General features: G+C 73.1%; 7 protein-coding genes. 3 read left to right on the top strand and 4 right to left on the bottom strand.

Annotated elements, in window-relative coordinates; translation table 11 throughout:
- Positions 1-158: 158 nt before the first annotated feature.
- Positions 159-1,610 carry an NCS2 family permease gene (locus ACFSL4_RS20280; RefSeq protein WP_381084608.1) on the bottom strand — a complete coding sequence of 484 codons (1,452 nt, stop codon included), beginning with the start codon at positions 1,608-1,610 and terminating at the stop codon, positions 159-161.
- A gap of 264 nt (positions 1,611-1,874) precedes the next feature.
- On the opposite strand from ACFSL4_RS20280, the gene ACFSL4_RS20275 reads away from it, so the two are divergent.
- Positions 1,875-2,159, top strand: a complete 285-nt coding sequence (locus ACFSL4_RS20275) for a DUF2530 domain-containing protein (protein WP_381084605.1) — start codon at positions 1,875-1,877, stop codon at positions 2,157-2,159.
- Between the two features lie 117 nt (positions 2,160-2,276).
- Positions 2,277-4,670 (top strand): cation-translocating P-type ATPase, encoded by a 2,394-nt coding sequence (locus ACFSL4_RS20270; protein ID WP_381084602.1) that lies wholly within the window; start codon positions 2,277-2,279, stop codon positions 4,668-4,670.
- A gap of 69 nt (positions 4,671-4,739) precedes the next feature.
- Here ACFSL4_RS20270 and ACFSL4_RS20265 read toward each other — a convergent pair whose 3' ends face one another.
- The 3 genes from ACFSL4_RS20265 to ACFSL4_RS20255 form a co-directional block, all read right to left on the bottom strand.
- The gene (locus ACFSL4_RS20265) at positions 4,740-5,255 is read right to left on the bottom strand and encodes a hypothetical protein (RefSeq protein WP_381084600.1); all 516 of its coding nucleotides are present in this window, start codon (positions 5,253-5,255) and stop codon (positions 4,740-4,742) included.
- Between the two features lie 166 nt (positions 5,256-5,421).
- Positions 5,422-8,610 (bottom strand): sacsin N-terminal ATP-binding-like domain-containing protein, encoded by a 3,189-nt coding sequence (locus tag ACFSL4_RS20260; RefSeq protein WP_381084598.1) that lies wholly within the window; start codon positions 8,608-8,610, stop codon positions 5,422-5,424.
- Positions 8,611-8,723: 113 nt separating this feature from the next.
- Positions 8,724-9,650 (bottom strand): DUF3027 domain-containing protein, encoded by a 927-nt coding sequence (locus tag ACFSL4_RS20255; RefSeq protein ID WP_381084596.1) that lies wholly within the window; start codon positions 9,648-9,650, stop codon positions 8,724-8,726.
- 401 nt (positions 9,651-10,051) lie between these two features.
- Here ACFSL4_RS20255 and ACFSL4_RS20250 point away from each other — a divergent pair, with 401 nt between their 5' ends.
- Positions 10,052-11,482 (top strand): MFS transporter, encoded by a 1,431-nt coding sequence (locus ACFSL4_RS20250; protein ID WP_381084594.1) that lies wholly within the window; start codon positions 10,052-10,054, stop codon positions 11,480-11,482.
- The last annotated feature ends 377 nt before the right edge of the window (positions 11,483-11,859 follow it).

Raw genomic sequence — 11,859 nt, 5'->3', positions numbered from 1 at the left:
GCGAAAAGGGGAACGAGCGTCCAGGACCATGTCGTCCGGACGCTCGTTCGGGATGACTCCGACGAGCGGTTCCAGGCCGCCGTCGAGGAGACGGAGAGGTTCTACGGGGTCACCCGGGTCCGGCGCCCCCTTCCGCCGGGGTGGCACGCCCCGCCGGATCAGGTCAGGCCCAGCGCCGGCATCAGGTAGTAGAACGCGAAGACCGCCGACACCACGTACATCGGGACCGGCACCTCCCGGCCCCGCCCGGCGGCCAGGCGCAGGATCACGAAGGTGATGAAGCCCATGCCGATGCCGTTCGTGATCGAGTAGGTGAACGGCATCATCAGCATCGTCACGAAGGCCGGGATCGCGATCGTGTGGTCCGCCCAGTCGATCTCCTTGACGGAGTTGGACAGGATCAGGAAGCCGACCGCGACCAGGGCGGGGGTGGCGGCCTGGGACGGGACCATCGTGGCGACCGGCGTGAGGAAGAGGGCCGCCGTGAAGAGGGCGCCGGTGACGACGTTCGCGAAGCCCGTGCGGGCACCCTCGCCGACGCCCGCCGTGGACTCCACGAAGCAGGTGGTGGCCGAGGAGGAACTGGCGCCGCCCGCCGCCACGGCGATGCCGTCGACGAACAGGACCTTGTTGATGCCGGGCATGGTGCCCTCGGCGTCGGTCAGCCGGGCCTCGTCGCTGATGCCCATGATCGTGCCCATCGCGTCGAAGAAGCACGACAACAGGACGGTGAAGACGAAGAGGATCCCGGTCAGCACACCGACCTTGTCGAAGCCGCCGAACAGGCTGACCTTGCCGATCAGGCCGAAGTCGGGGCCGGCGACCGGGTTGCCGGGCCACTTCGGGGTGGTCAGGCCCCAGGAGGGGATCTTCGCGACGGTGTTCAGGACCAGTCCGAGGACCGTCATCGCGACGATCGAGATCAGGATCGCGCCCGGCACCTTGCGGACGATCAGCGCGAAGGTGAGCAGCGTGCCGAGGACGAAGACCAGCACCGGCCAGCCGGTCAGATGGCCGTCGGCGCCGAGCTGGAGCGGGACCGTGGTCCGGGCGACGTCGGGGATACGGGTGACGAAGCCGGAGTCGACCAGACCGATCAGCATGATGAACAGGCCGATGCCGATCGAGATGCCCTTGCGCAGGCCCAGCGGGACGGCGTTCATCACGCGCTCGCGCAGACCGGTGGCGACCAGCAGCATCACCGCGAAGCCGGCGAGGACCACCATGCCCATCGCGTCCGGCCACGACATGCGCGGGGCGAGCTGCAGGGCGACGACCGTGTTCACGCCGAGACCGGCGGCGAGGGCGATCGGGACGTTGCCGACCACGCCCATGAGCAGGGTGGTGAAGGCGGCGGTCACGGCGGTCGCGGTGACCAGCTGACCGTGGTCGAGGTGATGCCCGTACATGTCCTTCGCGCTGCCGAGGATGATCGGGTTCAGCACGATGATGTAGGCCATCGCGAAGAAGGTGGCGAAACCGCCGCGGATCTCACGCGACAGCGTGCTGCCGCGCTCGGAGATCCTGAAGTAGCGGTCGAGGGGGCCGGAGGCGGGCCGGGTGCCCGGCTGCTGGGGGGCGGTGGCCTTGGCGGGGGCCGAGGTGGGCATGCGGGACCTCAAGGGTGCGGGGAGATCTGTGCGGGGGTTCGGGCAAACGTGATCGAGTCCCGCCGTCGCCCGATCACCGGCAGGCTCCCCCTGCGCAGTGTTGGTGTTTCGTACGAACGTAAGCGGCCAGACTCGACTTGTTTCAGTATGAACAGATGACTCGCAAATCACTATCTCCGCGCGTAGACATTCGTCTCCACCTTGATATGAAAGGTCTCGCGGGGGCGCCACCACCCCAGTGGGAGCCCCTCGTAAGCTGTGCCCATGGCGAAGTGGACCCCCAGGCACGAGGCGCCGGAGCCCCTTGAGGGCCCCGTGGTCGCCACCATCACCGGCGGCACGATCCTCTGGTTCGTCCTCTTCCTGGTCCAGCTCCCGTTCTACGGCTGGTTCGCCGGCCACGGGCACACCTGGTGGCTGTGGACCTGCCTGGCCGGCGCCGGGCTCGGCTGCATCGGCATCTGGTACGTGCGCAGGCGCGACGCGGCGATCAAACGCGACGCGGCCGTCGGACGCGCCGCCGGTGGAAAGGTCCCCTCCGCCGAGTAGCCGGCACGACAGGACCGCCGCCCGCGTACTACCGCCGCACGAGCCCCGTCCTCCCCTGGTCGGATCTTTGGGACACTCGGCGGGTGCGGGCGTGCGTCCGCACGTACCGTCGGATGCATGACCCACATCGACGCGGGCGCCGGGCTCGATCCCGTGCATCCCGCCGCGCCGCCCGGGCAGACACGGGGACTGACCGCAGCCGAGGTGGCCGAGCGGGTCGCCCGCGGTGACGTCAACGACGTTCCCGTCCGCAGCAGTCGCACCCTGGGCGAGATCGTCCGCGCGAACGTCTTCACCCGCTTCAACGCGATCATCGGTGTGCTCTGGCTGATCATGCTGTTCGTGGCGCCGTTCCAGGACAGCCTGTTCGGGTATGTGATCATCGCCAACACCGGTATCGGAATCATCCAGGAGTGGCGCGCCAAGAAGACCCTGGACTCGCTCGCGGTGATCGGCGAGGCACGGCCGACGGTGCGCAGGGACGGGGTCGCCGTCGGGGTCGGCACGTCGGAGATCGTGCTGGACGACGTCATCGAGGTAGGACCGGGCGACAAGGTCGTGGTCGACGGGATCTGTGTCGAGGCGGACGGGCTCGAGATCGACGAGTCGCTGCTGACCGGCGAGGCCGACCCCGTCGCCAAACGGCCCGGCGCCCCCGTCATGTCCGGCAGCTTCGTCGTCGCGGGGGGCGGCGCCTTCAAGGCAACCAAGGTGGGCCGCGAAGCCTACGCCGCCCAGCTCGCCGAGGAGGCGACCCGCTTCACGCTCGTCCACTCCGAGCTGCGCACCGGCATCTCCACGATCCTCAAGTACGTGACGTGGATGATGGTCCCGACCGCGGTGGGTCTGGTCATCAGCCAGCTGTGGGCCAAGCAGCACGGCTTCAAGGACTCCGTCGCCCGCACCGTCGGCGGCATCGTGCCCATGGTCCCGGAGGGACTCGTGCTGCTGACGTCCGTGGCCTTCGCCATCGGCGTCATCCGGCTGGGGCGCAAGCAGGTCCTCGTCCAGGAACTGCCCGCCATCGAGGGACTCGCCCGCGTCGACACCGTCTGCCTGGACAAGACGGGCACGCTCACCGAGGGGGGTATGGACGTCACCGAACTGCGGCCGCTCCAGGGCGCCGACGGGACACGCATACGGAAGGTGCTGGGCGCGCTCGGCGAGTCGGACCCCCACCCCAACGCCTCCCTCCAGGCGATCATCGACGCCTACCCGGACGACGGGGACTGGCGCTGCATCGAGTCACTGCCCTTCTCCTCCGCGCGCAAGTACAGCGGCGCGTCCTTCAGCGAGGGCGACGGCGAGTCCAGCACATGGCTCCTGGGCGCCCCGGACGTCCTGCTCAACCCCGACGACCCCGCCCTGACCGAGACCGAGCGGCTCAACGAACAGGGACTGCGGGTGCTGCTCCTGGCCCGCGCCACCCGAGACCTGGACGACGCCCAGGTCAAGGACGGCGCCCGGCCCGCCGCCCTGGTCGTCCTGGAACAGCGGCTGCGCCCGGACGCCGCCGACACCCTGCGCTACTTCGCCGAGCAGAACGTCCACGCCAAGGTGATCTCCGGCGACAACGCGGTGTCCGTGGGCGCGGTGGCCGCGAAGCTCGGCATCGTCGGCGACGTCATGGACGCCCGCCGCCTTCCCCCGAACCAGGCCGAGATGGCGAAGTCGCTGGACAAGGGCACCGTGTTCGGGCGGGTCACGCCCCAGCAGAAGCGGGACATGGTGGGCGCGCTGCAGTCGGGCGGGCACACCGTGGCGATGACGGGCGACGGCGTCAACGACGTGCTCGCGCTCAAGGACGCCGACATCGGCGTCTCGATGGGTTCGGGCTCGGAGGCGACCCGGGCCGTGGCCCAGATCGTGCTGCTCGACAACAGCTTCGCGACGCTGCCGTCGGTGGTCGGCGAGGGCCGGCGGGTGATCGGCAACATCACCCGGGTCGCCACGCTGTTCCTGGTGAAGACGGTGTACTCGGTCCTGCTGGCCGTGCTGGTGGCGTGCTGGCAGGTGGAGTACCCCTTCCTGCCCAGGCATCTGACGCTGCTGTCCACCCTGACGATCGGCGTCCCGGCCTTCTTCCTGGCGCTGGCCCCCAACACGGAACGCGCGCAACCCCACTTCGTCCGGCGGGTGATGCGGTACTCCGTCCCCGGCGGGGTGGTGGCCGCGCTCGCCACCTTCGCCACGTACCTGATCGCCCGCCACTCCTACACGGGACCGGACGCCCTGGACGCGGAGACCAGCGCCGCCACGCTCGCCCTCTTCCTGATCACCCTCTGGGTGCTGGCGATCATCGCGCGCCCCTACACCTGGTGGCGGATCGCCCTGGTGGCCTCGATGGGCTCGGCGTTCCTGCTGGTCCTGCTCGTCCCCTCGCTGCAGCACTTCTTCGCGCTGAAGCTGGTCGGGGTGACGGTCCCGTGGATCGCGGTGGGCATCGCGGTGGCGGCGTCGGTCGTCCTGGAGTTCCTGTGGACCTGGGTCGACCGCCGTTTCCCCGCTTGACGCGAAGACGCGAAGACGCCAAGACGCAGTGCCTGGCCGGCACCGCGTCGGTCGCCTCCTTCTGCGGGGTTACCGCACGTCGACGTAGTCGCCCGTGGCGTTCACCGCCGGGGTCGTCGTGGTGCCCGCGAAGCTGAAGCGCCAGTAGCCGTCGTACTTCGCGGTGGTGGTGGCCTTCACGTTGCCGTACTTGTCCGAGCACACCGTCTTGGCGTAGGAGCCCTTGTAGAGGAACGGGCCGTTCTCGAAGTCGGCCGCGGTGACGTCCACGTCCGCGCCGTGCGTCAGGCGGTACGAGACCGGGACGGCGACGTGGTTGGTGGTGCCCACCTTGTGCGCCTTGCCGGTCTTGACGGTGGAGACGCTTACGTCCAGCGCGTAGGGCTGGCCGTCGGCGGCGGTGGCGGTGGCGGCCGTGGTGACGCCGAACGCCGTCCTGCCGGAGGCGGCGTGGGCCGTCTGGAGGACCTTCGCGGCGCCCGCGCCGAACGACGGCGCGGGGTCCGCGGCCTGGGCGGCCGGGACTGCGAGGGCGGTGAGGGCCAAGGCGCCGGTCACGACGGCGACAGAGGCACGAATGCGCATGTGTTTCCCCACGTTCGCAGGGGCACCCGGGGTGGCTCTGCGGCTTCCGGGGTGCCCGGCCTTGTCGGTGGAGTCCGCTGACTCCACCGACAAGGCCGGCGGCGAATGTGAACAGTTGCAGGGCGGTGTGGAGTTCTTTCGAAGGCGGGTTTGCGGCGCCCGGGGCTCAGTCGAACCAGCGGTCCCGGGCCAACTCCTCGGTGCGGGAAGGGTCTTCCAGCAGTGCGGCGACCTCGAAGCGGCGCGGCCACTGGCCCGCCGCCCAGGCCAGTCCCGCCGCGACGCCCTCCAGAGTGGCGGCGTGCAGGACGCCGTCCGACGTGAGGCGCCAGTCGATCTCCACGCCGTCGACGACGAGTTCCTCGTGTTCCACATACCACTCGGGGGTGGCGGGCCCGAGCAGGATCCGGACCGGCTCCGGTACGTCGTGCTCGGCGCCCTCGGAGGTCACCTCCCCCGTCACCGACTCGCTCAGCCGCCGCACCTGGAACAGTTCGGCGAGGTCGGCGGCCCGCGCGGGACACACCGGCAGCAGCGGAAGGCCCTCCGTGAAGGGCAGCAGGTCCGGCGAGTCGACGACCACGGCGCCGGCGGCGTCCACCACGGTCACCCGGCCGTCGACGACCGCGCGCAGTTCGTCCGGCAGGGTCACCTGTTCCGGGTCCAGCTCGGCCAGTGCTCCGTACAGGGCGTGGAGCTGAGCCGCCGAGACCTGCCGCTCCGGGTCGGCTAGCCGGTCCAGCAGCTCCGCGGCGCCGCCGGGCTCGTCGAGCAGGGCGGCCACGGACGTCCGCACCCCGAGGGCGTGCAGCACCTGCTCGTCGTCGAAGCCGGTGGCGTCGGCCTCGTCGTACAGGCCGTGCAGCAGCGGATCGCCGCCCGCGGCCCGCAGGCCTGCGGGCCGCCGGCCGTCGAGCACGGGATGGCCCCGCAGCCACCAGGCGGTGTAGGGCCGTACGACCTCGTGGGTGCCGTCCGGCAGCAGGATCCGCACGGGCTGGGTGAGCGCGTCCCGCAGCGGCGGCTGCGACAGGAGGGCGAGGGCACCCGGCCAGCGGTCGTCGTCGACGAGGTCCAGGTCGCGCACGGCGACGATCTCGGTCGCCACCGGTGGCACCGGTGTGTCGGGCAGCCGGTCGAGGACGTCCTCGCACCACACGTCGACGGCGTCGAGCAGCCCGGCGTCGTCGGGCTCGGCGAAGTCCGAGTCGCGCGGCTCCAGTTCGTCCGGGTCGAGGACGACGTCGGTGGCCCGCACCAGGGCGAAGTTCGCGAGTACACCGCAGGCGGCGAGCGGCTGTTCACCCCAGCGCTCGGCCAGGTCGCCGTCGACGAAGGCGAGTTCGCCCTCACGCATGACGCTCGCGAAGGGGGATGCGGGAAGGACGAGTTCACCGGCGGGCGCGAGTTCGCCGTCCTCGTCGGGCAGCGCGAGGGCGCCGAGCCACGGCTCGTCACCCGGTTCGAGCCCCGCCTCGCGGACGAGGGCGAGCACGGTGTCCGCCAGTTCCTCGGCGTCCAGGCCCTCCTGGTCCCAGCCGGGGCCCTCGTCCTCCAGCGAGGCGGCGACGGCGGCCCGCACCTGCGGGGTGGTCAGGACGGCGCGCGGGGTGGCCGGCAGGGCGCCGAGCTTCTCCAGGAGGGGGTGGGCGCCGTCGGCATGGGCGACCTTGAGCCCCAGCCGGGCCAGCGCCTCGGAGGTCACCGGCGGCCCGTCGAGGACCGGCAGCAGAACCTGCCGGGGCCCGATGGCCGTGCGCCCTCCCCCCGTGCCGAAAGCCTGGGAGGTGCCCCCAGCCAGCGGCACCGGCAGCCCGGACAGCCGGTCGGGATCGACCCCGGCCAGGCTGTCGTAGAGCCGCCACCACCAGCCGGGCTCCTTCTCCAGCCCTGCCAGCCGGTCGATCGCCTCCGTCAGCGGAACCCGGGCGACGCCCAGCGTCCTCAGTTCGGCGCGGCGTTCGAGGCCCGCCGGCAGCAGGCTGGGCAGCACCTCGGCGAGGACGCGCACGGTCTCCGCGCCGGCCCCCTCGACGATCTCCGCCTCCCTCGGGCGCAGCACCTCCGGCAGGCTCGCGTCGTCGCCGGCGTCGACCGCGGGCGGCAGGAAGGCGGTGCGCTGCAGCCGGTCGAGGACGGCCCGGCGCAGCGCGCCGTCCAGCTCGCCCCTGCCCAGCGGGCCGGGCACCAGGTCGATGATGCCGGGTGTCACCGGGCGCCAGGCGGCGAGGAGTTCGGCGTACGCGTCGGCCGCGCGCTCCACCAGGAAGCCGGTGAGCGGACCGGGGGCGATGCGGCGGCGGCTGGTGTCCAGCGGGAACGAGGCGATCAGCAGGGCGGGCACGCCGAGTTCCTCGTCGCTGGGGGTGGGGGCGTGCACGACCGGTGCGGTGCGCGGCCGGACCGGTGTGCCGTCGGCGTCGACGGGCACGGCCCAGGTGACGGACCAGTGGGGGCGCAGCCGCTCCTCGACCGGGCGGTCGGCGAGCAGGTCCGGGGTGAGGGGCCCGTGGTGGGAGACGGTGCGCCAGCGGGTGGTGCCGACGGGGGTCCCCCCGCTCGAGCGAAGCCGAGAGTGGGGGACAGAGTCCTCGACAACGGTGTCGGGGCCGTCGGTGCGGCGGCGCAGGGTGCGCGGCGGCTCCTCCCCGATCTCGACGACGACCTCCTCCAGGCCGGGCAGGGCCAGCAGCAGGGCGTCGTCGACGGCGCCCAGCAGCCGCTCGGCGAGGTCCCCGGCGGCGGCGTCGCGCAGCGGGAGGATGACGACGGTGTCGTACGGGTCCGGGGCGGTGCCCTCGGCGGCGAACGGCAACCGCAGCAGCGGTACGTGCCCGTCGCGGCGGCGGATCTCGTCGCCGAGGCCGGGGCTGTGCAGGGCGGTCTCGGCGGCAAGTTCTCGGGCCTCGGCCAGCGACCAGCGGACACCGCCGTGCCGGCCCACCACGGCGGGCTCGTCGCTGACGGCGAGGACGGCCGCGAAGCCGACACCGAAGCGTCCGACGGCGTGGGTGTGCTCGTGGGTGTCGCGCTTGGCGGAGGCCCGCAGGGTCGACAGCGACTCGACGCCCGCCGCGTCGAGCGGGGCGCCGGTGTTGGCGGCGACGAGCACGCCGTCGCGCAGGGTGAGCCGGAGCCGGCCAGGCACCTTCGCCCGGGCGGCCGCGTCGGCGGCGTTCTGCGCGAGCTCGACGACCAGCCGGTCGCGGTACCCGCCGAGGACGAGGTCCTCCTCGGCGTTGGCGTCCTCCCGGAACCGGGCCGGGCTGGTGGCCCAGGCGTCCAGCACGCCGCGCCGCAGCCGCGCCGTCCCGAACGGATCGCCCTCGGCCGCCGGCCGCACGAACTTGCTCACGGTTCACTCTCCCTCTCAGCGCTGCGGGACGAAGGTACCGTGCGCCGGGACGGCCACAGCGTGGGGAAGGCTCCGCCGGGAACCTCGATGACGAGCCGCCGCTACCACGCTCCCTACGAGTGACCCAGCTCCGCCGTCGCCTCGTCCGCCACCGGCGGCACCGAACCGGAGTCCGGGGAGGGCCGCAGCGGGAACGGCTCCACCCTCGTCTCGTCGATCACCGGCGGGGCGGGCCGCGGTGTCTTCGGCATCACCGCCGCCTCCGAGTGGCCGCCGCAGCCGTAGGCCAGGGAGACCATGCGGCCGTCCGCGGGAGAGAACTCGTTGGCGCACACCCCGAACGCCTGACCGAGGGAGCCCCCGATCGGCATCAGGAAGCCGCAGCTGACGCAGGACGCGGGCGCCGCCTGCGCCATCGGCGTCTTCGCCCCGTAGGCGTCCTCCCAGCGGTCGGCGGCCACATGCAGCCCGTAGCGGGACAGAACCCGGGCGCGGCGCATGCCCAGTTCCTCCGCCACCGCCGCGATCGAGCCGCGCGACGGCGCGAGCGGCAGGCTCGCCGGCACCCCGGCGGTCACCTCCGCGTCCTCCGCCTCGACGAGCTCCGCCATCTCGCCCGACACGGCGGCGTTCGGCGGCGGCTCCTCCTCGCCCGAGAAACCCAGCTCCAGGCGCAGATCCTCGGCGTCCGTCGGCAGCAGGTCGCCCGGTCCCATGTCCCCGGGGCGCAGCCGCTCGCTCCACGGCACCCACTCCGGCGCGAGCAGCGCGTCCGGGCCGGGCACGAGCACCGTCTCGTCGAGCGTGACCACCTTCGCCCGGGACGCCCGGGCGACGGTCACCGCCCAGCGCCAGCCCCGGTAGCCCAGCTCCTTGCACTCGAAGAAGTGCGTGACAACGCGGTCGCCCTCCGACACCATCCCGGCGTGCTCGCCGACGATGCCGGGCGCGGCCGCCTCCTCGGCGGCGGCGCGGGCGAGGTCGACGGCCTCGGCGCACAGGCGGTCGGGGGTGCGGCTTCGCGTTGTCGCTGCGCTCACAGGTATCGCTTCTCTCCTACGCCGTCACGGGTGCGCCCTGCTCGGCGGGGATGCGGACGGAGCGGACCGGGGGGCCGCGTCGACGTCCGCGCCCGATCGCGCTCGGGCACACCTACACATCCATTCTGCGGGATGGCTGTGAGGCGCGCGGCCGAGAACAACCGCCACGGCGCGCTACGCACGCTACCTTCTCCGGGCCCCGGGGCCCACACCGAGGCACTGGCTGCCCCGGATACCGGCGCGGCACCGCGGCGCCGGGCCGGTGTCGCGCGCGTACCCGGCCCGTCAGACGCCGTTGGCCGGTTCCGCGCCTTCCCCCGTCGGCCCCCCGTACGACACCACTCGGCCCCGTACGCGCGGTAACCGCACTGTCCCCGCCGTTCTCGGGGCACTATGGCGGGGTGGCAACCGCGAGGTCGCCCCATGGGACCGCCGGGATCGGCCGGGCCAAGGGGCGCAGCCGAAGTGGCGGCGGTCCGGGCCGGCTGGGCGGGTCCGTCCGCGCGGTCGGCCGTGCCCTGCGACTGCCCGTCACCGGTACGGCCCGCGGGATCCGCAGGGCCACGCACGCGCACGGCGCCGGCGAGTCCGGCCTCGGCAAGCTGATCGAACTGCACGCCGTGAACGGCGCCGGCGATGTGATGATCACCGTGGCCCTCGCCTCCACCGTCTTCTTCTCCGTGCCGACCGCCGAGGCCCGCGGCCGCGTTGCGCTCTACCTCGCGATCACCATGGCGCCGTTCGCGCTCCTCGCGCCGGTGATCGGCCCGCTCCTCGACCGCCTGCCGCACGGCCGCCGTGCCGCGATGGCCGGCGCCATGCTGGCCCGGGCCCTGCTCGCCCTGCTGCTGTCCGGCGCGGTCGCCACCGGCGGTCTGGAGCTGTATCCGGCCGCGCTCGGCGTCCTGGTCGCGTCCAAGGCGTACGGCGTCGTCCGCAGCGCCGTGGTGCCACGGCTCCTGCCGCCCCGCTTCTCGCTCGTGAAGGCCAACTCCCGGGTCACCCTCGGCGGGCTGCTCGCCACCGGGGTGGCCGCCCCCATCGGCGCCGGCCTGCACGCGATCGGGCCGAGCTGGCCGCTGTACGGCGCGTTCGTGCTCTTCGCCGTGGGCACGTTCCTGTCCTTCTCGCTGCCGCCGAAGGTCGACTCCGCCCGGGGCGAGGACACCGCGCTGCTCGCCTCGGACGCCGAGCACCTGCACGGTCCGCACCGCAGGACGGCCCTGCGGCGGCCCGGGCTGCGGACGGTCGGCCCCGCCGTGACGCACGCGCTGGCCGCCAACGCCGCGCTGCGCGGCCTGTCCGGTTTCCTGATCTTCTTCCTCGCCTTCCTGCTGCGGGAGCATCCGCTGGCGGGCGGGAGCGCGGCGGTCTCGCTGGGCATCGTGGGCGTCGCGGCGGGCGCGGGCAACGCGCTGGGCACGGCCGTCGGGGCCTGGCTGAGATCGCGCGCCCCCGAGGTGATCATCGTGACGGTCGTGGCGATCGTGCTGGGGGCGGCGATCACCGCCGCGGCCTTCTACGGTTTCTTCCTGGTGACGTGCCTGGCCGGGATCGCCGGGTTCGCGCAGGCGCTCGCCAAGCTGTCGCTGGACGCGCTGATCCAGCGGGACGTTCCGGAGCCGGTGCGGACCTCGGCGTTCGCACGGTCCGAGACGCTGCTGCAGATGGCGTGGGTGCTGGGCGGTGCGATCGGCATCGCCCTGCCTCTGAACGGGGTGCTGGGCCTGGCGGTGGGTGCCGCGATCGTGGCCTCGGGCTGGCTCACGACCATACGGGGCCTCCTGGCCTCGGCCCGCCGAGGCGGCGCACCCCACCCCCGGGTGGCCTGACCCGCCTCGGCGGCTGCCCGGCCCCTGTGACGTGCCGGCGCGCGGAACACCGGTGCCCAAACCGGCTGCGAACGGCCGGCGGCGGCCATAGACGGCCAGACCGCCCGCAAGCCACGGGACGCCGGCCACACGCGACCCCACCGGCCACGGAACGCCCAACCCGGCCACGAGCCACCGAACCCGGCCGCGGACGGCCCAGACCCATCACGGCACGCCGGACCCGGCCATCAGCAACCAGCACCGGCCCCACGCGACCCCACCGGCCACGAGCCACCAGGCCCCAGCCACAGACAGCCAGACCGCCCGCAAGCCACCGGACCCCGGCCACACGCGACCCCACCGGCCACGGAACGCCCAACCCGGCCACGAGCCACCGA

Source organism: Streptomyces caeni (genome assembly GCF_042678285.1).
In the GTDB taxonomy this organism is placed as follows: domain Bacteria; phylum Actinomycetota; class Actinomycetes; order Streptomycetales; family Streptomycetaceae; genus Streptomyces; species Streptomyces caeni.
The sequence above is the reverse complement of the archived record's forward strand: the minus strand, read 5'-3'. Positions and strand labels throughout refer to the sequence as shown.

Excerpts from the sequence above, each read along its gene's own strand:
- ACFSL4_RS20280 (WP_381084608.1), bottom strand. The coding sequence starts at position 1,610 with ATGCCCACCTCGGCCCCCGCCAAGGCCACCGCCCCCCAGCAGCCGGGC.
- ACFSL4_RS20275 (WP_381084605.1), top strand. The coding sequence starts at position 1,875 with ATGGCGAAGTGGACCCCCAGGCACGAGGCGCCGGAGCCCCTTGAGGGC.
- ACFSL4_RS20270 (WP_381084602.1), top strand. The coding sequence starts at position 2,277 with ATGACCCACATCGACGCGGGCGCCGGGCTCGATCCCGTGCATCCCGCC.
- ACFSL4_RS20265 (WP_381084600.1), bottom strand. The coding sequence starts at position 5,255 with ATGCGCATTCGTGCCTCTGTCGCCGTCGTGACCGGCGCCTTGGCCCTC.